The sequence below is a fragment of the Paenibacillus sp. J2L1-98 genome, from assembly GCF_056269405.1.
This window is the reverse complement of the sequence record NZ_JBWDNW010000002.1, coordinates 182,644-201,979: the sequence shown is the minus strand read 5'-3', so window position 1 is coordinate 201,979 and position 19,336 is coordinate 182,644. Positions and strand designations below refer to the sequence as shown.

Below are 19,336 nucleotides of genomic sequence, written 5' to 3'. Positions count from 1 at the left end.
AACGGCTTAGTTAGCCGCTATGTCTTTTTTGCTTAAAATATGTTCTGCTATTTTTCGTCCATGATATCGGCCGGATTCGATGAAAATTTCATTTGCTTCATGCCGGGAAGCAACGACACCAGCTAGATAAATACCTTGAACGTTCGTTTCCATCGTCTCTTCATGGAAAGTAGGATAGCCTTCCTCCTCCATCGAAACCCCGCTTGAAGTAAGGAAATTGCGGTCAGGATGGAACCCGGTAAGCGCCAGAACGAAATCATTCGGAAGACGAGTTTCGCCTTCAGGGCTGCGAACGGTTATGTCGTTGTTTGCGATAGCAATAACAGTAGATTGAAAGAGCATGCGGATCGAGCCTTTTGCCACTTTGCTCTGGAAGCCTGGCTTGACCCATGGCTTAATGCTGGTGGAGTAATCCTGGCCGCGATATACGACCGTTACTTCCGCGCCCACTCGCTCTAATTCCAGCGCCGCGTCGATCGCCGAGTTGCTGCCTCCAATGATGGCGACCTTCATGCCGACATAAGGATGCGATTCGCGGAAAAAATGGCTGACCTTGTTCAGCTGCTCGCCCGGAATACCAAGCTCGTTCGGATGATCGAAGTAGCCCGTTGCAATGACGACATACCGGCTTTTATAGATGCTTTTTTGCCCAAAGCGGTCCTCGCCGTGCAGGATGAATGCGTCATCCTCAGGCGTAATGCTCGTTATTGCTTCATAAGCTTGAACGCGGATCTGATGACGCTGGGCAGCTGTCCGGTAATAATTCAAGGCTTCGAGCCGAGATGGCTTATCATTGGCGGTTGTAAAGGGGATGCCGCCTATTTCTAGCAATTCCGGCGTGCTGAAAAAATGCATATAGGTCGGATATTGCGAGATGGAGTGAACGATATTTCGTTTTTCTATGACAAGTGGATGAAGGCCGATTCTCTCAAGCTCGATTGCTGCAGCCAAGCCGCAGGGGCCTGCTCCGATAATGATCGCTTCTTCTATTTGCATGCGTAGTATCCTCCTAAAAAAAATGACGAAGCTATAGCAGCTTCTCGTATATCGCTTAACGCTCATTTTACTGCGAGGCGCACATATTGTGCAAATTGGTTTTTTGACTCTCTTGTACAGGCAAGGGAATATTGTATAATAATGTGGAACCGTTTTTACCAAGTAAATCAAGTTATATGAAACTAGCTTTTTTACACAAATTGATTGGAGGAGATCACATGCGGCGACGTTTTGTAATTGAAGCAGTATTGGTGGCAACGTATGGGCATCTTCTTGTACCGAGCCGTCCAATTGATTATGTCGTGCCTTATTCATCCATAGCCGAGCTGTACGAAATGAGAGACGGTGCTGATCCCGTCATGGACGATCCTGAAGATGATGGGCACGTGAAAAACAAAATAAACGAGCTGATCGCTTTTTTTGAGGACTCGCTCAACCGTAAAAAAATTGAAAAGGCTATGCAGATGCCGTGGAGAGAAAGCTCGCCCTTGCTCCTAAATGACACGATTCAATTTACCGTCGTGCATGCTGTCGATAACGCGCATTATGGCGAAATGTTCGACCCGATAGAAACGGAGCTTCTCCTCACAGGCTTGAAGCTGAAATTGCCATTGCTTTCGGATCAGTTTGAGTTTCAGGATAAACTAATAGAGGCAGAGGTACCGGTACAAATTTATGATATTGAGGATTTTGAATTCGCGGTTGAGGAAGGCATTTCCACAAGCGATATGGATCTTCCGCATGAGTCGGACAGGTTTTAAATATTTATTTCAAATGACCTCTTGCGCAAAGACAGATACAGGTGTTAAGATTTGGATGGGTTAGGAAATAATGAACAATCGGAAAACGAAAAGGGGGGCTCTAGGATGTTGAACAATTGGATTGAATTAAATGTTGGCGGCGCGCAGTCTAACATGAAATTCCATAAATCTAATCTAACATGCCGACCGGCCTGCCTTCGTGCACTGGTGTCAACGTAGCGTTTTTTCGCTGTTGCCCGCCATCATACGAAGATCTCAAGCCAAATTTGGCTTGAGGTCTTTTTTTGTTTTCAACAGGGAAAGGGGTTGTCTTATGAGAACGCTTTTACGATTAATGATTTATGTAAGACCAAGCGCTAAATGGGTTTTTACAGCCATTACGATCATGCTTTTGGCGACGATATTCGATTTGGTCGCACCTTGGATTTTAGGTCAAATATTTGACGAAGGAATTGGAAAACGCGATATGTCCGTAGTGCTCGGACTAACGCTGACTCTTGTGGGCATTCAAGCGCTAAAGAGCGCAGGGATGTTCGTGCAGGGCTATTCGCAAGAGCTGGTCGGGCAAAATGTTGTGTTCAAGCTTCGGAAGGAGCTTTACGAGCATTTGCAGCGCTTGTCGTTCTCGTATTACGATCGCGCGCAGACCGGCCAGTTGATGTCAAGAATGACAGGCGATATTGAAGCGGTAAAAAACTTTGTCGGGTTTGGAGCCATGAATTTAATTACCGGCATGCTTACTTTTCTTGGCACGACCATCTTCATGATGATGATGCAGTGGAAGGTGACCGTAATCTGCTTAATTACGATCCCGTTTATCTTATTTGTATTATTTCGCTTTAATCATAAGGTTGGACCCGCTTGGTCGAATATTCGCGAGCAAATGGGCCGGTTGACGACGACGCTGCAAGAAAATATTTCTGGAATCCGCGTCGTCAAATCGTTTGCGACCGAGACGGTCGAGCAGCGGAAATTCGCTGAGCGCAACGAACAAAACTTCGAGACCAATATGGAACGCGCGAAGCTTGAGGCTAAAGCCTTTCCGTTAATGGGCTTCTACGGCGGTCTTACCTTCGTTATGATGATCTGGATCGGGGCGGTCTTCGTCGTGCGAGGCGAAATGTCGATCGGCACCTTTATGGCCTTCCAATGGTACACTTGGGGCATTATTTGGCCGCTCAATATGCTTGGCTGGCAAATTAATATTTTACAGCAAGCGATTAAGGCAGCTCCGCGCGTTTTCGAAGTGCTCGATACGCCGATCGACATCGAGAACCCTGTTCAGGGAATATGCACTGCCAATATGAGCGGTAATGTGGTTTTCGACCGCGTATCCTTCCATTTTGCCGATCAGGATGCAGCGAAAGATAAACCAATATTGGACGGTGTTTCCTTTCAGGTGAAGCAAGGCGAAGTCATCGGCGTGCTGGGGGCTACCGGCTCAGGCAAGAGCAGTCTCATAGGATTGCTTTCGCGCTTTTACGATGTTTCAGGCGGCCGTCTTCTCATCGATGGGGTAGATGTGCGGGATTATGACCTTGACGGTTTGCGCAGGAGCATCGGCATCGTGCCGCAGGAAACCTTCCTGTTCTCGGCGTCGATTCGTGATAATATCGCGTATGGGCAACCCAGTGCAACGCAGGAGCAAATTGAGGATGCCGCACGCAAATCACAAATTCATTCGTTCATAGAAAGTATGCCAAGCGGCTACGATACCCGCATCGGTGAGCGTGGAGTCGGCTTATCCGGCGGTCAACGTCAGCGTGTGGCGCTAGCGCGCGCTATCTTAATGGATCCTCCGATCCTCGTGCTCGATGAAGCAACGGCAAGCGTGGACACGGCGACAGAGTCGGCGATTCACGAAGCGCTGCTCGAAGTCATGAAGGGCCGGACGACGTTCATTATCGCGCAGCGTCTATCCTCCATCCAGCACGCAGACCGCATAATTGTGCTAGAAAACGGTCGATTGACCGAGCAGGGGACGCACAAGGAATTGAATGAAAGCAATGGCTTCTTCCGTCAATTATTCGATAGGCAGAAGCAAATCGCTCATCAATAGAAATGAGGTGAAACTATGAGCCAGATTGAGTGGGATATGGATGAAGAGGTGGAAGAGAAGCCGTTTAATGGCCAATATATGCGGCGTATGCTTCAGTATTTAGTTCCTTATCGTAAATTAATGATGTGGGTCGTTATCATCGTACTGATTAATATGCTGCTGAGCCTGTCAGAGCCGATCATTCTCGCTTATTTGATCGATAAAGGGATAGGAGAGAAGGATTTTAGCGTTATCTATGTGCTTGGTGCCGTACTGCTTGGCATTAAACTGGTGGGCTGGTTATTCAGCTGGATGCATACGAAATGGATCAATTTTACCGGTCAACGTATTTTGTTTGATTTGCGTCAGCAATTGTTCAATCATCTGCAATCCTTATCATTTCGGTTTTTTGACGGACGTCCGGCAGGCAAGATCATGTCCAGAATTACGAACGATACAAATGCGATTGGCGAGCTGATCAACGGCGGATTAATTACGATGGTCATGGAAGTTACGCATCTTCTCGGTATCGTCGTTATTTTGGTCTGGATGGATTGGCAGCTTGCGCTGCTGTCCTTTATCATGATGCCGCTGCTATATTTCATCGTCGCAAAGCTGCGTCCGAAAATCGAGGGCTCATGGTCGCGTTCACGGTCAACGATGTCATCCATTAACGGCAATTTGAACGAGACAATCCAAGGGATACGCGTCATTCAAGCCTTTTCTCGCCAGCGGACGAACAATGAGCGATTTAATAGTATCAATACTCGAAACAAGCAGGCGTTCATGCGTGCGATTACGCTGGAATCCACCGTATATCCGCTGGTTGAATTGATCGGAATGCTCGGAACCTGTATCGTCGTATGGTTTGGCGCGGTACGGGTTATGGAAGGCGCGATCACGCTTGGCTTTATTATGGCGTTTATTAACTATCTTTGGCGCTTCTGGGGACCGCTCAGTGCGCTGTCCAAGGTATATAGTCAGCTGCTGTCAGCAATGGCCTCCGCAGAGCGGATTTTTGAAGTGCTGGATACAGATCCGGAAGTCAAAAACAGCAGCGAAGCCCGCGAACTGCCGCAGGTTCACGGTGAGGTTGCCTTCGAGAGTGTATCCTTCCGTTATGAGGAGAATAAGCCTGACGTGCTGCATGATGTAACCTTCCACGTGAAGCCGGGACAGAAGGTTGCACTAGTTGGGCCGACCGGGGCAGGGAAAAGTACAATCGTCAATTTATTGATGCGTTTCTATGATGCATCGGGGGGAACCGTCCGCATTGATGGAATCGATGTAAAGGAGGTTACGCTTGCATCATTGCGCAAGCAGATGGGGATCGTGCTGCAGGATTCCTTTATTTTCGCGGGAACACTTGAGCAGAACATGCGATACGGCAACGAGAACGCTACAGATGAGCAGCTGCGCAGTGCAGGGGCAAGCGTTAGATTGGACCGCGTCGTCGCCAAGCTCCAAGGCGGCTATCAGACGGAACTGGAGGAACGGGGCTCGAAGCTCTCAGTTGGTCAGAGGCAATTGCTCGCTTTCGGACGCGTGCTTCTATCCGATCCTAGAATACTAATCCTCGACGAGGCGACTTCAAGTGTCGATACGGAGACCGAGCAGCATATTCAAGAGGCTTTGCAGACGCTTCTGGCGGGTAGAACGGCATTTATTATTGCGCATCGCTTGTCGACGATTAAAGACGCAGACTTAATTCTAGTCGTGGAGAATGGCCGGATCGCTGAGCAGGGCTCACATGCGGCGTTAATGAAGCAAGGCGGAATCTATGCCAATCTCGTCATGACACAGCTTTCCATGCAGGAGTCGGTTATTTTGCAAACGAGCACTTAAGCGGCCGGAACAAAAGAAAAGAGGGCGGGCCAGGCAAGCGCACTGTAAGCGCTAGCTCGGCTCGTCCTCTTTTTTCAACCGGTCGATTGCCTGGGCCATCGTCTTATCGGTCAAATGAGCATAGATTTGTGTCGTTTCCGGAGAAGCGTGTCCAAGCTGCTCCTGCGTCTTGTAAATATCATTTCGCAAGTAGTAGTCCGTGGCGAAGCTATGTCTTAATTTATGAACAGATAAATATGGCTTGCCGAAGCGCTTCGCATATTTGATGACCATTTCTTGAATCGCCCGCTTTGTCATGCGTGAGCCTTCACTCTTCCCGTTGGCAATGGCGAGAAATAATGCCTTTTCACGCTTTGGAGCCTTGTAGCGCACCTCGCGCAGCGTCAGGTAAGCTTGTAAATCTTCAACCGCTTCCTGGCGGAAATAAACGGGCGTCTTGAACGTATCGTCATTTTTACCTTTGCGGTACACGTAAGCAAGTTTTTTCTTAACATCAATATCATCGACGTTCAAATTCACAAGCTCAGAAACCCGCAGCCCCGAATGTAAAATAAAGCTTATGATACATGCATCTCGCGTCATATTTAAGTCATAAGCATAGAGCGCTTGCTTGTTCGAGGCTATATCCGTCCCATAATGCTGCTTAATGTAGTCCATGAACTCCGATATTTCTTCTTCCTGAAGCAGCTTGCCCTCCAGCTTTGCTGCTGTATCCTTCGGCTTGTGCGTACGTTTGATCGCAACCTTCGCCATCACATTCCGCTTCAGAAGCGGATAAAACTCCTCATCCTCGGCAATTTGGCTCAAATAATGGAACAATGACCTCAGGGAAGAGAGCTTGCGTGAAATTGTAGTTTTGCTGTTTCGCTCCTCCTTGTACGTCGATAAGTACATGCGGAAACCGTCTATGCTGTCCATATGCAGCTTTTCCAGCTCCAATAGCGCTACATCTCTCATATTAGCCGCTTCTGACAGCCCTTCCGCCATCAGCCAGTTCAGAAACGTTTCATAGTCTCTCATATATTCGACGAGTGAAGAGGGCGATAAGTCCGGAAGCTTATAATTAATAAATTTTTCGATATACCAGGGCATGGCAGGGAGTTTCTTGTCGAGCTCCTCGCGATCCTTCTGCTTCAAGATATTGATAAGCAATCATCTCCTGTAATTAATGGCGTTATTATTTAACGGCATAAAAAGAACATAATAATAATTATGTAAACTAAATTGATCGAAAACGAAAGTAATAGCTATATTGTAACAAGTCAAGTAGAGGGGGACAATGGGAAAGGGAAATGCAGGCAAAAAAACAAGCCTCTTAAACAGAGACTTGTTTTTGAAATCTAACTTATACGTTTATAGCTGTGAATCGGCGATTTGTAAATTGCGGATTTTCGATCTCATCGAGCAGCACGGACGCATAGTCTTCCATGCTGATTTTGCTCTCTTGCTTGTCGTTCAGAAGGAAATGATCATTGCCGAGCTGTACTTTTCCTGTTTTCTCACCCGGCTCAAACAGAGCTGCAGGGCTGAAGTATGTCCATTTCAGCTCTTTTTCACCGCGCAGCACGTCAAGCTGGTCGCTTTGCGCTTTAGCTGTTGCGTAGTACAAGGCTGGGAATTCAGGCGTCTCCAGCAATCTCGTACCCTTATCATCCACTTGCAAGCTGCCCGCGCCGCCAACATTATATAGGGTCGTGTCAGGTGCTTCTTTCAGGGCGGAGATCAAATGTTTGATTACGTCTACGTGCAGATGTTCCTCGCCCGGTTTAGCGGAAAAAGAATTAATGACTGCATCGAATTGGCTCAGATCTGCACCTGTTTGGAACACATCCTTGACGAGTACTTCGATTCCTTCCGTGCTTGCAAGCTTAGACGAATTACGAACGATGGCGGTTACTTGATGCCCACGGCTTTTTGCTTCCTCAACGATACGGCTTCCTGCGCGTCCAGCTGCTCCGATAACGGCTATTTTCATCTGAAAAAACTCCTTTTTTTTCTGATTTTTTTTGGATAATAATGATGCTTCTTCATGTAACTATAATTGTTACATTAGATTTAAAAATAAAGAGCGATAACGCCCGTCATTTGTAACTATTATAGTTACAAGTTAATCATTTTGTCAACTTTCTGTTTCAGATTTTTGCGAAGTTGTAAATTAGTAAATGTATGTAATTTCTAGATATCAGTTACATTTACGATGTAACTGTGCTAAACTCGAACAAACCAGTCGACAAGTTACCAAACTTATTCCATTTCGCGAATGAATCGTGCACGCGCAAAAGAAAAGGGAGGTTCATTTCTAACAATGAACATGAAATTCATACAACATAGTATGGCGATTATTATCGTATTTATGACAGCATTTGGCGTTCCGTTACAAGCGGCGCACGCTGCTTCGCCAGCGACGCTCAAGGTCGGAAGCACTGGACCCGATGTTCCGGATTTACAGTTCCGATTAAAAACGCTCGGTTATTTTAACACGGATGTGACAACCTATTTTGGTACAAAAACGCTGGAATCGCTAAGGCGCTTCCAGAAGGAATACGGCATAGCGGCTGATGGCGTCGCAGGTACCCAGACATGGGAAACGCTGAAGAAGGTTTCGGTAAACAAAGCGGAGCTCGATATGCTGGCCAGAATCATTTATGCGGAAGCGCGCGGTGAATCTTATAAAGGTCAGGTCGCGGTAGGGGCAGTGGTTATGAACCGATTGGCTTCTCCAAGCTTTCCGGATACGATAAAAGGGGTCATCGAGCAGCCGCTGGCTTTCACGGCTGTTGCTGACGGACAATATAAACTTACGCCTGACAAAACGGCCTACCAAGCCGCGGAGGATGCGGTGAGAGGTTATGATCCGACGGGCGGGGCGCTTTATTATTTTAATCCTGATACGGCAACGTCCGAATGGATCTGGACACGCCAGCAAACCATTAAGATCGGTCGCCATATTTTTGCAGTCTAACAGAAAAGCGATTTTTATCGACAAGTATTTTTACTTGCGGTAGAAATCGTTTTTTTTTGTTGAAGTTCCGTTTTCAAACTCGTAACTAATCATGTTACAATAAGAAATAAAGTATCATACTTTTTATGAAATTAATCGGAGGTGTCAGTGATGAAAGTGGAAATTTGGTCGGATTACGTCTGTCCGTTCTGTTATATAGGCAAAAGAAAGTTTGAGCTCGCGCTTGAGCGCTTCTCGCATAAGGGAAGAATCGAAACCGTATTCCGCAGCTTTGAGCTGGACCCGTCTGCTGATCCTAACTCCAACGTAAGCACTTATCACATGCTTGCAGCAAAGTACGGGATGAGCTTGGAGAAAGCGAAAGAAACAACGGTAAATGTGGCGGAGCAAGCGGCTGCCGTTGGATTAACCTTTAATTTTGACGGTACGGTTTCCACCAATACGTTTGACGCGCATCGCGTCGTTCACTTTGCGGCACAGCACGGCAAGGAAAAGGCGGTATCCGAGCGGCTGTTCAAGGCATACTTCACGGATGGAGAAAATATCGGAAATCGCGGGCGGCTTGCCGCGCTTGCCGCAGATGCAGGTCTGGATGCTGCTTCAGTATCCGAAATGCTGGAGACGAACCAATTCGCAGACGCGGTGCGGGGAGAAGAAGAGGAAGGCCGCCAGATAGGCATACGCGGCGTTCCATTCTATGTCGTTGACCGCAAATATGCCGTATCGGGCGCTCAATCACCGGAAGTATTTCTGGATACACTGAACAAGGCGTGGTCAGAGAAGCATCCTGATCTTATTCAAGTAAATGAAGGAGATTCGGATGCGCTTTGCACGGATGGCTACTGCGTTCCGGACTCGGCAAAGTCCTGATAAACGATGAAGGGGTGGTCTGCTCATGGATGATTCAACGTTCAAGAGCAGCTGCCAAATCGAGCGGATAGGCGAGATCGTCAAGCTGGATGAGCAGACTGCTGTTATTTTGATAAACGGGAAAACGATTAAAGTTCCGATCGCAAAGATTGCCGGAGAAGTTTGTTACGGCGACCGTGTATTCTGGACAGGCAATAGCTGGAGACGTAAACTGGAATCATAAACTATATTTTTAATGATCATAAAAAAGGGAGTAGGACAAGTATGGGGACAAACGCAAAAATCGGTGGCGGCGGATTTCATCATATCGCGATTCGTGTATATGATTTTGACAAAACGGTATCCTTTTATACAGAAGTGCTGGGATTTACAGAGCGCGTGCGTTGGGGCGAAGGCGATAGCCGCGCAATTATGCTTGATACGGGCGATGGTAATTATTTGGAGGTTTTTGCTGGCGGAACGGAAGGGCAGAAAGAGGAAGGCTCATTTTTGCATCTAGCTCTCCGTTCTGATAACGTAACGGAAGCCATAGAGCTGGCTAGAGCTGCAGGCATGGAAGTGACGGTTGAGCCGAAGGATGCAGTGCTTGGCGGGATTCCTGTACGTATTGCTTTCTTCAAAGGTCCGGATGGCGAAATTATCGAGTTATTTGAGAGTACGGGCGAACATCAGCTTTAACAAAGAACTTATTTGTCTGGAATGCGATCACGACTTATAATAGATAATGGTATGAAAGTCAGACGCTTAAAAATGAGCGCTGGCATGCAAATGTTTAGGGGGAATTAATTGTGACAGTTGAACAGCAACGTCTGCTCGTGTTCGCTGGATCTTATGCGGAAGCAGAGGAGAGCGGCGTTAACGTGTATACATTCGATGAAGAGTCGGGCACATTAACGTTGACAGATGAATTTGCCGGACTTAAAAATCCGACGTTTCTTAATGTAGACGAGGATCGCAAGCTTTTGTACGCCATTTCCGAAACCGTTAATGAAACAGGACAGAAGGTTGGCGAAGCAGCCGCTTTTTCGATTGACGCAGCTAAAGGCTCGGTTCGTATCATGAACCGCAAAATTACGGTCGATTCGACAATCTGCCACATTCAGCGCGATGCTGAAAGCCGCTTTTTGACGGTAACCAGCTATCATGGTGGAATGATTGGTCTATTTAGCATTACCGAAGAAGGCGCAATTGGAAATAAGCTTGATGTGCAGCAGCATGTTGGCAGCAGTCAGCATCCTGAGCGTCAGGATCGCCCGCATCCGCATTCCACTTTCTACAGCCCTGATGGCCGGTATTTGCTCGTACCGGATTTGGGACTTGATCGCATCGTTACATATTCGCTTGATGCAGCTGGCGGGAAGCTGGTTCATCATGGCGAGGCTGCGCTGCATCCGGGAGCAGGGCCGCGTCATCTGTCATTTCATCCAAATGGAAGGTTTGTCTACGTTATTAATGAGGTGGATTCGACAATTACTTCGTTTACATACGATAATGAGACAGGCCAGCTAACAACCAAGGAAACGGTAAGCACGCTGCCGGCCGATTTCAAGGATGAAAATTCTTGTGCCGAAATAAAGGTTTCAGCAGACGGCAACTATTTGTACGGGTCGAACCGTGGCCATGACAGCATCGTCGTATTCGCTATCGATGAGCAGACAGGCCTACTATCGCTTGTTCAGCATATATCTGTAGAAGGCGGTCATCCACGTCATTTTGCATTGACGCCAAACGGCCGTTATTTGCTTGCTGCTAACCGGGATACGAACAATATCGTAACGTTTAAGGTTGATCAAGCAAGCGGGAAATTAGCGTTCACAGGCAACAGCGTTACCGTATCTAAACCTGTTTGTGTAGTTCCAGTTTATTTAACGACATAAATAATTAACATCATTAGTGCAGAGATGAAAAGGGGAATACAAGAGCGTGGCTATCAGCGAAGATGAAAAACCGAAATTAAAGGCAACAAAAATTTTCAAATGCAAAAACCCGGAATGCAAGGCGTGGGTAAGAGACGAGTTTGCCGCTACCGAGCAAACCTGCCCAATCTGTAAAGGTCCGATGCTCAGAAGCATGCGCCATCTGCCCGCCGTACAGAACAAGCCGAAGCCTCAGCCTCGAAAACCGAAATCAGACTACTAAATCAAAAAATCCCAATCCGTTTGTATGAACGTGATTGGGATTTTTTCTTTTTTTACTTTGGATATCTGGGGTTAGCAAGGAGCCAAATATGATACGATAGACGTACCAAATGATGACAGGACGGTATCGCAGTATGCTGTATTATTTCTTAGCTTTGTTTTCGGCAGCCGTTATTGTAATGTTAAACAACCGCACAAACGAATCGAATCGCTGGGCGGCGTATTTCTTGTGCAGCGCGTCGATCGGAGGGCTTTCTGATTTATTCATGCGTAATGGGCTTTCGATACTGGCTGAAATCTTACAATTTCTCAACTACACGTTAACGCCATATGGTGTTTTTGTTTTTAGCCTTATTTACTCAGGAGCCTTGAACGCTAAGCAAACGAGAAGGAAGATTAAATTGTTATTGGCGGTTCCAATATTATTGATGGCCGGAATTATTTTGACTACCTCGAACAAGCAATGGTTTTTCAGCCTGCTGCTCGTTTGGTGCGCGCCTTATTATTTGATTTCCTGCTATTTATTAGCCGCTTCGTTTTGGAAAGAGCAGGATGTGCGGTTAAAGCGAAGCCGATTCATTACGACGATCATTATTGTGCCGACGCTGCTCGCCGTTCTTTTTTTCATCTACGCTGCAAAGGTTGTTTCTCCTGACTTTGAATTTTTTAACTATATATCCGTTTTTATCATTTACTCACTCGCGGTTGCGCTGCTTTGCACGTTCATTTACGGCGTCCTTGGCGTGAAGCTCCGCTTCGAGCATGACCCGCTGGAGGGCACGATCCGGGCTGTCAGTTTGGGAGCCGCGATGCTTAATCATACGATTAAGAATGAGATAGGTAAAATTGTGATCAGCACCGAAAACTTAAAGAGCATGTTTCCCAAATCTAATCAGCAATCTACGCAGCAAATGCAGATCATCATGAATGCTTCCAACCATATGCTAGAGATGATGAACCGCATTCACAGCCAAATGAAAGATTTTACGCTAAAGGAAGCCCCCGTTCAGCTTGACAGGTTAATTGAACAATGCCTCGTCCAGCATGAGTGGTTGTTGAAAAAGCAAGGTATTTCTCTGAATGCGGTGTATGAGCTCCGTCCCATCGTTTTATGCGATGCTGTTCACATTAGCGAGGCACTAGGTAACGTACTGATGAATGCTTGTGAAGCGATGCCAAGTGGAGGTAATATCACGGTTAGGCTGGATGCGCGCAAGCGTGATATCGAGCTGTCCGTTAAAGATAATGGAGTAGGAATCCGAGCGGATCGACTTGGACAAGTGTTCGATCCGTTCTATAGCAGCGGCAAGACAGGACGGAATTTCGGTCTGGGATTATCTTATGTATATAACGTCATGTATAAGAGCGGGGCAAAGGTCGAACTTGCTAGCCGTGAAGGACTCGGAACGCGTGTGTCCTCTGTTTGGCCTCGGAAAAAGGTTCTATAATAATAGTGGAGGGAATCGGTTTGAGCCATATTAAAGTGTTTATTGTGGAGGATGACGCAGATTGGATTAAAGCCCTCACCTCGTTTATCAATCGGGAACCGGATATGCTTGTCGTCGGCGCTGCGACGAATTCGAGTGAAGCGCTCAGCATGGCGCATAATATCGCTATCGATGTTGTTCTTATGGATATCCAGCTGGATGGCAGCAGGCTTGATGGCATTCATACAGCGATGATGATGCAGGAGTATTCGAATGTCAAAATAATCATGTTAACGTCGATAAGTGATGAGCAATCGATGAAGCAGGCTTTTACCGCAGGCGCCGTGCAATACTTAGAGAAGCTGCGTTTTCAGGAGCTTCCGCAATCGATTCGTACAGCATATCATCATTCCGCTCCAATGGAGGTTTTACTTAAGGAGCTGGCAAGGCTGAAGCGCGAGGAGCAGCTAAAGGAATTAACAGGCGCCGAACGCGAAGTGTTCGAGCTCATCGAAGCGGGTTATTCGCAATCGCAAATCGAGCAAAGGCTGTTCAAAGCAGAAAGCACGCTTAAAAATCAAGTGAACAAAATGCTGAAAAAGTTAGGTGTACGCAGCAGTAAAGAAGCGGTTGAAAAGGTTAGAAGAAGAGGGCTTTTCCAGCGGGATGAGCAGGAGTAGTACAGCGGCAATAGGCTAAATGGCAAAGGGGTACTACGTTACGTAGTACCCCTTTGCATGTCGTTCTACGAAAGATGGAACTGCCTGAAGGACTGTTCTACGCTTAAAATGATAGGGAGAGGAAGCGGTCGAGAATGGATAAAACTAAATTAAAGAAGAATGAACCTGCTGTACTGCTCGTTGATGGACAATGTTTGCTCTGTATTAGAATCACTCATTTTGTAGCGAAAAGGGATAAAGCGAGAGCTTTTCAGTTCGCGATGCTGCAATCGCTGGTAGGGCAGCAGCTGCTAGTTGAAGGGAATTTTCCTTTTAATGATATCGGTACGTTTGTAATGGTACAGGGGGGGCAGTATTATACGAAATCGGATGCAGCACTGCGCGTTTTTCGCAAACTCGATGGATGGTGGAGCATATTGTATTTGTTTATCGTTGTTCCGCTTGCTTGGAGAAACCGGGTTTATGATCTCATTGCCCGAAATCGATACCGCATGTTTGGGAGGGCAGACGTTTGCTTTTTGCCGACGCCGGAGCTAATGGGAAGATTTATGGAGCATGGTACTCAAGCTGCTAGCATGGGGGAGATCGCGGGTGAAAATTAAACCGATCTATGTTGAGCTGGATATCGATGCGACAATTGACGAACTGTGGGAGCATACGCAATCGCCTCAGCTGCATAATCAGTGGGATCTTCGTTTTTCGGAAATACAATATTTTCCGAAATTGAATGAGACAGATGGACAAAAATTTTTATATGAAACGAGAATAGGCTTTGGGTTGAAAATATCAGGCACGGGTGAAACGAGCAATACTTTTGACAATCAGAAGGCAGAGCGTTTGTCCACCTTATCCTTCGCCTCAGAGCAGCATATTTCCTTAATTCGTCAAGGCGGCGGCTACTGGAGATATAAGGAGAACGGTGACAAGCTTACGTTTATTACATTATATGATTATAAAACTAGGTATGGGTTCGCTGGACGCATGCTGGATCACTTTGTGTTCCGACCCCTGTTCGGATACGCCACCGCATGGAGCTTTGATCGGTTGCGCATTTGGCTGGAGGAGCGTATTCCGCCTTCCGTTATTGCCGAGCGAGCACTTATTCATTATTTGAGCGTCATTTTCGTAATGCTGCTTTGGTGCTACGAGGGACTTGTACCGAAGCTTCTTTTTCCGGAAGCAGGAGAGCTGCAAATGCTGAAGCAAATAGGCTGGTTTGAGGGGATGGAGCTGCAAACGGTTCAGCTGATAGGCGCCATAGAAATTGGTTTTGGAGTGATAACAGCATTCCTGCACAGGAAAAACTGGATTCTAAAGGTTCAACTTTTCGCGCTTCTTGTATTAACCGCTCCAGTGATTGTATGTACCCCAGAACTGCTTAGATCGCCTTTTAACCCGATTACGCTCGCTATTCCGATGATTGGATTATGTTTGACTGCCAATTGGAGCCGAAGGCATTTACCGCAGGCAAGCCGATGCAAACGTGAGTACATACCGTCTTATACGGCTAGGGGGAGTTTACGATGAGATCGATCTATGAGCAAGCGCTAGGTGCGGACTTTCAGAAACTTCATCCTCGGATTCAGCAGCGATTTGGTTTTAGCAGCCATGATCGGGTAGCATCGATAGGCCACGGTGTGATGCAGCGGATTTGGTATAACAAGCTCGTTACGTTGCCGTTATTTATTGGAACATTCCGCCACATTATGTTTCCTCAGGGCGGTAAGAACATTCCGTTTTCGATTGAGAACTTTGCGTATCTCGACAGATTCGGTCGCGAGACAGTCACTTGGATTCGAAAATTCAAGTTTCCCCGATCGGTAAGACATTTTGATGCAACGATGGTGTACAGCGGTAAGAGGGAGATTATCGTTGACTATTTAGGCAATAAACAACATTTAGCGGTAGATTTACAAATCTCCGTTACAGAAAACGGTGGTATTCGGATACGCTCAGGAGAGCAGCGGTTCTACGAGGGAGTACTCCAGTTCCGATTTCCAAGGCTGCTTACCGGCACTGCCGAGGTAAACGAGTGGTATGATGACCATGAAGGCTGTTACAAAATTACTGTCGACGTTCGAAATCCGATTTTTGGACTAATTTTTCGTTATGAGGGCTCCTTTCAAGCAAATTTCATTCAGGCTTCGCCAGAAGCCATTCCGGTCGGGATTCGTCCATTGCGCGACGAGAAACGGGAATAACTGGCTGCTGCCGTTTATTCCTTTTTTGTCACAAGTTAGCTCCGCGTTGTATAATAGATTAGCAATCGAAAAGCAAAATTCATGCTATCGTCTCTTAGGCAGCTGAGCAATGGAGAATGGGGTACAAGACGAATGAAAAAATTCAAAAAGTTTTATATAGAAACGACGAGCATATGCAATTTATCATGCAGCTTCTGTCCTCCTACGCTTCGTGCGAAAGGGTTTATTCAAGTGGAGGATTTCAAAAAAACGCTAGATCAAATTAAACCGCACACCGATTATATCTACTTTCACGTGAAGGGCGAGCCGATGCTTCATCCTAAGATGGATGAGCTGCTCGATATTAGCCATGAGAAGGGCTTTAAAGTAAATATTACGTCCAATGGTACGCTTATAACGAAAAATAAACATAAGCTGTTAAACAAACCGGCGCTGCGCCAGATCAATTTTTCGCTCCATAGCTTTGACGGTCATGCGGGATCGACCAATAAGGAAGGCTATCTGGCGGAAATTTTGTCCTTTGTGAAGGAAGCGGTTGTCACCAGCAATATCATTATTTCGTTTCGCTTATGGAATCTCGACATGGATAATGAAAAAAATCAGCAGAAGAACAAAAATCGTGAGCTGCTCGGCATGATCGAGAAGGCGTTTAATCTCGACTATAAAATCGAGGAAAAGTTCATTCCGGGGTCAGGCGTAAAAATCGCAGAGCGTATTTACTTAAACCAAGATCCGGAATTCAAATGGCCGGATTTGAAGGAGCCTGAATATAATGGCAAGGGCTTCTGTCATGCGCTGCGCAATCAAGCAGGCATTCTGATTGACGGTACGGTCATCCCGTGCTGCTTGGACGGTGAAGGCGTCATTAATCTGGGGAACATCCATCAAACTCATTTTTCGGAAATTATCGAGAATGAGCGGGCAACGAAACTATATGAGGGCTTCTCCAGACGGGAAGCAGTCGAGGAGCTTTGCCGGAAATGCGGCTACCGCCAGCGGTTTGGTTGACGAAATGAGTGATATCATCATATCAGTTTGCGAAGGTAGAGTTGATAAAAAAACCGTTTCACTAAAAGTGAAACGGTTTTTTTATTGGCCTCTAATTGGTTTACTAAACTCGCGCATCTTGTCGATTTTAAGCTTATGTTGTACAAAGAGAACATATTATGACAGCATTGATTTGTTGGCTGAAGCCTTTTTATGGTATGATTTGTACGATACTGTTCTTTATCGTCTTATATCATACAGAGAGTTAGGAGAGAAAACCACAAATGGACTTTTTCATGATTTTAAAAGCGATTATTTTGGGATTGGTGGAAGGCGTGACGGAGTTTGCGCCCGTATCTTCGACGGGACATATGATCATCGTTGACGGTATGTGGCTCCAATCGGAACAGTATTTGACGAAATATGTAGCGAATACATTCAAAATCGTCATTCAGCTGGGTTCGATTTTAGCCGTGGTCATTATTTTCCGAAACCGGTTTATTGAACTGCTAGGTTTGCGCCAAGGCAAACAGGATGCAGGGCAGCTGCCGACCGGCCCCAAAAGCAAGCTAAAACTTACGCATGTTATTGTCGGTCTGCTTCCTGCGGGTATATTAGGTCTTTTGTTTGATGACTACATCGATGAGTATTTATTTTCGATTAAGACCGTGCTGTTCGGTCTCGTCATCGGCGCCGTACTTATGATTATTGCGGACCGCTTTAGACCGGCGAAGACAAAGGTGGAGACGGTCGACCAAATTACATACAAGCAGGCTCTTTCGGTCGGACTGATCCAATGCTTATCGCTCTGGCCGGGCTTCTCGCGTTCCGGCTCTACTATTTCAGGCGGGGTACTGCTAGGGATGAGTCACCGCGCTGCGGCAGACTTCACGTTCATTATGGCGGTACCGATTATGGCTGGAGCGAGCATGCTATCGTTGGCGAAAAACTGGCAGTACTTCACGTTAGAGACTTTGCCGTTTTTCATTGCGGGATTCTTGAGCGCTTTCGTATTTGCACTGCTTTCTATTCGTTTCTTCTTGAAGCTGATTAACAAAATCAAGCTTGTACCTTTCGCAATTTACCGGATTGTGCTCGCTGCGATCATCTATATCGTTTATTTCTAAAAAAAGAGAAGCGGCCTGCTTCCCGTATGGGGAAGCAGGCCATTTTTATGCGCAGTGGAGGTGTCATCTCGGCTTTTGCGCTTCGTAAATACCGATCCGACCTGAGCAGAGAAAAGCGATCACGCAGCCTATAAACAAATAGACAGCCGCTTCGGAGCCAAATAGCTCGATCCCCATTATATAGCAGGCGATCGGCGTTTTGGCAGCTCCGCTAAATACGGAGACGAACCCGATAGCTGTGAGTAACGGAATTGGCACTGCGAGCAAGCCAGCGAGCGCACTGCCCAGCGTTGAGCCGATGACGAACAGCGGCGTCACTTCGCCGCCTTGAAAGCCAGTCCCTAAGGTAATAGCTGTGAATAATGTTTTCAGCAGGAAAACAAGCGGAGAAACCGTTTCTTGAAACGATTGCTGAATGAGCGGGATACCTAACCCTAAATATTCCCGGGTGCCGAAAACATAGACAAGTGCGATGATTATGAAACCGCCAATTACGCTTTTGAATACCGGATTGGTAATCCGTTTGCTGAATAACAGTTTGAGCCATCGGGTAAGCTGGGTGAAAAGCAGGGCAGCCAAGCCAAATAATACAGAAGCGGCAACGATCTTAACCAGTAGCAGCCATTCAAGAGCAGGAACAATCCCTATCGAATAATGAATATGGTTAACTCCCCAGACCGTAGTGACCAAATGGCCTACATAGCTGGCTATAAAGCAGGGAAGCAGCGCTTCATAGCTAATGACCCCGATTGCAAGCACTTCTAGGCCGAATATCGTACCCGCAAGCGGCGTGCCGAACACAGCGCCAAAGCCGCTGCTAATACCGCACATGAGAATGATTTTTCGGTCGGCCGGTTGTAATTTGAACAGCTTGCCTACCCATTCGGACAAGCTTCCCCCCATTTGAACGGCCGTGCCTTCCCGGCCTGCAGATCCGCCGAACAAATGTGTCGTCAGCGTACCGAATAAGACAAGCGGAGCCATTCTTAAGGGAACCGCGCCGTTACCGGAATGAATTTGCTCGATAATCAGATTATTTCCTCTTCCCGAATCTTTTCCGATCTTAAGATAGAGGAAGCTTACTAGAGCGCCGCCTGCGGGCAGCAGCCAAAGCAGCCATGGATGTTGGATTCGCGTCTCCGTTACCAGGTTGAGGCTCGTAAGGAAGAGGGCGGAGGCAGAGCCTGACAGGATGCCGACTGTGCCTGCGAGCAGGAGCCATTTCAACATAAATTTGGCAATGGCGAGCGGCGCTAATTGTCGTGCTTCAATCATGATGATAAACTCCTTTATTCTTCACTGTA

20 protein-coding genes are annotated in these 19,336 nt (G+C 46.7%); 16 read left to right on the top strand and 4 right to left on the bottom strand.

What is annotated here, in order from left to right; translation table 11 throughout:
* Nucleotides 1–6: 6 nt before the first annotated feature.
* Complete coding sequence (locus tag AC0YNZ_RS05610; RefSeq protein WP_475825695.1) at nt 7–996, bottom strand: YpdA family putative bacillithiol disulfide reductase; 990 nt, start codon at nt 994–996, stop codon at nt 7–9.
* A gap of 218 nt (nt 997–1,214) precedes the next feature.
* Between AC0YNZ_RS05610 and AC0YNZ_RS05605 the strand changes: the two genes are divergently transcribed.
* The 3 genes from AC0YNZ_RS05605 (at nt 1,215) to AC0YNZ_RS05595 (ending at nt 5,640) form a co-directional block, all read left to right on the top strand.
* Nucleotides 1,215–1,757 (top strand): ADP-heptose synthase, encoded by a 543-nt coding sequence (locus tag AC0YNZ_RS05605; RefSeq protein ID WP_475825694.1) that lies wholly within the window; start codon nt 1,215–1,217, stop codon nt 1,755–1,757.
* Between the two features lie 313 nt (nt 1,758–2,070).
* Nucleotides 2,071–3,816: an ABC transporter ATP-binding protein gene (locus AC0YNZ_RS05600; RefSeq protein WP_475825693.1), complete on the top strand. Its 1,746-nt coding sequence runs from the start codon at nt 2,071–2,073 to the stop codon at nt 3,814–3,816.
* 15 nt (nt 3,817–3,831) lie between these two features.
* On the top strand, nt 3,832–5,640 hold the full coding sequence (locus AC0YNZ_RS05595) for an ABC transporter ATP-binding protein (RefSeq protein WP_475825692.1): 1,809 nt from the start codon (nt 3,832–3,834) through the stop codon (nt 5,638–5,640).
* Nucleotides 5,641–5,691: 51 nt separating this feature from the next.
* On the opposite strand, the gene xerS is transcribed toward AC0YNZ_RS05595, so the two are convergent.
* Both xerS and AC0YNZ_RS05585 read right to left on the bottom strand, forming a co-directional pair.
* A complete protein-coding gene (gene xerS / locus AC0YNZ_RS05590) occupies nt 5,692–6,786 on the bottom strand; it encodes a tyrosine recombinase XerS (protein WP_475826149.1) in 1,095 nt (364 codons plus the stop codon).
* Nucleotides 6,787–6,985: 199 nt separating this feature from the next.
* Complete coding sequence (locus AC0YNZ_RS05585) at nt 6,986–7,615, bottom strand: NAD(P)-dependent oxidoreductase (RefSeq protein WP_475825691.1); 630 nt, start codon at nt 7,613–7,615, stop codon at nt 6,986–6,988.
* Between the two features lie 336 nt (nt 7,616–7,951).
* Here AC0YNZ_RS05585 and sleB point away from each other — a divergent pair, with 336 nt between their 5' ends.
* The 13 genes from sleB to AC0YNZ_RS05520 all read left to right on the top strand — a co-directional run bounded on the left by sleB (nt 7,952) and on the right by AC0YNZ_RS05520 (nt 18,032).
* Complete coding sequence (sleB, locus tag AC0YNZ_RS05580; RefSeq protein ID WP_475826148.1) at nt 7,952–8,602, top strand: spore cortex-lytic enzyme; 651 nt, start codon at nt 7,952–7,954, stop codon at nt 8,600–8,602.
* 150 nt (nt 8,603–8,752) lie between these two features.
* The gene (locus tag AC0YNZ_RS05575) at nt 8,753–9,472 is read left to right on the top strand and encodes a DsbA family oxidoreductase (protein ID WP_475825690.1); all 720 of its coding nucleotides are present in this window, start codon (nt 8,753–8,755) and stop codon (nt 9,470–9,472) included.
* Between the two features lie 25 nt (nt 9,473–9,497).
* On the top strand, nt 9,498–9,695 hold the full coding sequence (locus AC0YNZ_RS05570; RefSeq protein WP_475825689.1) for a hypothetical protein: 198 nt from the start codon (nt 9,498–9,500) through the stop codon (nt 9,693–9,695).
* 41 nt (nt 9,696–9,736) lie between these two features.
* Nucleotides 9,737–10,150 carry a VOC family protein gene (locus AC0YNZ_RS05565; RefSeq protein ID WP_475825688.1) on the top strand — a complete coding sequence of 138 codons (414 nt, stop codon included), beginning with the start codon at nt 9,737–9,739 and terminating at the stop codon, nt 10,148–10,150.
* 110 nt (nt 10,151–10,260) lie between these two features.
* A complete protein-coding gene (locus AC0YNZ_RS05560; RefSeq protein WP_475825687.1) occupies nt 10,261–11,349 on the top strand; it encodes a lactonase family protein in 1,089 nt (362 codons plus the stop codon).
* A 46-nt stretch (nt 11,350–11,395) separates the two neighbouring features.
* Nucleotides 11,396–11,611, top strand: a complete 216-nt coding sequence (locus AC0YNZ_RS05555; RefSeq protein WP_056642238.1) for a cold-inducible protein YdjO-related protein — start codon at nt 11,396–11,398, stop codon at nt 11,609–11,611.
* A gap of 133 nt (nt 11,612–11,744) precedes the next feature.
* Nucleotides 11,745–13,058 carry a sensor histidine kinase gene (locus AC0YNZ_RS05550; protein WP_475825686.1) on the top strand — a complete coding sequence of 438 codons (1,314 nt, stop codon included), beginning with the start codon at nt 11,745–11,747 and terminating at the stop codon, nt 13,056–13,058.
* 20 nt (nt 13,059–13,078) lie between these two features.
* Nucleotides 13,079–13,717, top strand: coding sequence for a response regulator (locus AC0YNZ_RS05545; RefSeq protein WP_475825685.1), 639 nt, complete (start codon nt 13,079–13,081; stop codon nt 13,715–13,717).
* Between the two features lie 134 nt (nt 13,718–13,851).
* The gene (locus AC0YNZ_RS05540) at nt 13,852–14,319 is read left to right on the top strand and encodes a thiol-disulfide oxidoreductase DCC family protein (RefSeq protein WP_475825684.1); all 468 of its coding nucleotides are present in this window, start codon (nt 13,852–13,854) and stop codon (nt 14,317–14,319) included.
* The gene (locus AC0YNZ_RS05535) at nt 14,309–15,244 is read left to right on the top strand and encodes a DoxX-like family protein (RefSeq protein WP_475825683.1); all 936 of its coding nucleotides are present in this window, start codon (nt 14,309–14,311) and stop codon (nt 15,242–15,244) included. Before AC0YNZ_RS05540 ends, AC0YNZ_RS05535 begins: the two co-directional genes overlap by 11 nt.
* Entirely contained in the window at nt 15,241–15,918 is a 678-nt protein-coding gene (locus tag AC0YNZ_RS05530; RefSeq protein WP_475825682.1) for a DUF4166 domain-containing protein, read from the top strand. The genes AC0YNZ_RS05535 and AC0YNZ_RS05530 overlap by 4 nt, the downstream gene beginning before the upstream one ends.
* Before the next feature lie 132 nt (nt 15,919–16,050).
* On the top strand, nt 16,051–16,926 hold the full coding sequence (locus tag AC0YNZ_RS05525; protein WP_475825681.1) for a radical SAM/SPASM domain-containing protein: 876 nt from the start codon (nt 16,051–16,053) through the stop codon (nt 16,924–16,926).
* A gap of 263 nt (nt 16,927–17,189) precedes the next feature.
* Complete coding sequence (locus AC0YNZ_RS05520) at nt 17,190–18,032, top strand: undecaprenyl-diphosphate phosphatase (RefSeq protein ID WP_475825680.1); 843 nt, start codon at nt 17,190–17,192, stop codon at nt 18,030–18,032.
* Between the two features lie 63 nt (nt 18,033–18,095).
* Here AC0YNZ_RS05520 and AC0YNZ_RS05515 read toward each other — a convergent pair whose 3' ends face one another.
* Nucleotides 18,096–19,307, bottom strand: a complete 1,212-nt coding sequence (locus AC0YNZ_RS05515) for a voltage-gated chloride channel family protein (protein WP_475825679.1) — start codon at nt 19,305–19,307, stop codon at nt 18,096–18,098.
* Nucleotides 19,308–19,336: the final 29 nt, after the last annotated feature.

Excerpts from the sequence above, each read along its gene's own strand:
- AC0YNZ_RS05530 (WP_475825682.1), top strand. The coding sequence starts at position 15,241 with ATGAGATCGATCTATGAGCAAGCGCTAGGTGCGGACTTTCAGAAACTT.
- AC0YNZ_RS05605 (WP_475825694.1), top strand. The coding sequence starts at position 1,215 with ATGCGGCGACGTTTTGTAATTGAAGCAGTATTGGTGGCAACGTATGGG.
- AC0YNZ_RS05525 (WP_475825681.1), top strand. The coding sequence starts at position 16,051 with ATGAAAAAATTCAAAAAGTTTTATATAGAAACGACGAGCATATGCAAT.
- sleB (WP_475826148.1), top strand. The coding sequence starts at position 7,952 with ATGAAATTCATACAACATAGTATGGCGATTATTATCGTATTTATGACA.
- AC0YNZ_RS05585 (WP_475825691.1), bottom strand. The coding sequence starts at position 7,615 with ATGAAAATAGCCGTTATCGGAGCAGCTGGACGCGCAGGAAGCCGTATC.
- AC0YNZ_RS05595 (WP_475825692.1), top strand. The coding sequence starts at position 3,832 with ATGAGCCAGATTGAGTGGGATATGGATGAAGAGGTGGAAGAGAAGCCG.
- AC0YNZ_RS05565 (WP_475825688.1), top strand. The coding sequence starts at position 9,737 with ATGGGGACAAACGCAAAAATCGGTGGCGGCGGATTTCATCATATCGCG.
- AC0YNZ_RS05550 (WP_475825686.1), top strand. The coding sequence starts at position 11,745 with ATGCTGTATTATTTCTTAGCTTTGTTTTCGGCAGCCGTTATTGTAATG.
- AC0YNZ_RS05600 (WP_475825693.1), top strand. The coding sequence starts at position 2,071 with ATGAGAACGCTTTTACGATTAATGATTTATGTAAGACCAAGCGCTAAA.
- AC0YNZ_RS05515 (WP_475825679.1), bottom strand. The coding sequence starts at position 19,307 with ATGATTGAAGCACGACAATTAGCGCCGCTCGCCATTGCCAAATTTATG.
- AC0YNZ_RS05610 (WP_475825695.1), bottom strand. The coding sequence starts at position 996 with ATGCAAATAGAAGAAGCGATCATTATCGGAGCAGGCCCCTGCGGCTTG.
- AC0YNZ_RS05520 (WP_475825680.1), top strand. The coding sequence starts at position 17,190 with ATGGACTTTTTCATGATTTTAAAAGCGATTATTTTGGGATTGGTGGAA.
- AC0YNZ_RS05575 (WP_475825690.1), top strand. The coding sequence starts at position 8,753 with ATGAAAGTGGAAATTTGGTCGGATTACGTCTGTCCGTTCTGTTATATA.
- AC0YNZ_RS05540 (WP_475825684.1), top strand. The coding sequence starts at position 13,852 with ATGGATAAAACTAAATTAAAGAAGAATGAACCTGCTGTACTGCTCGTT.
- AC0YNZ_RS05570 (WP_475825689.1), top strand. The coding sequence starts at position 9,498 with ATGGATGATTCAACGTTCAAGAGCAGCTGCCAAATCGAGCGGATAGGC.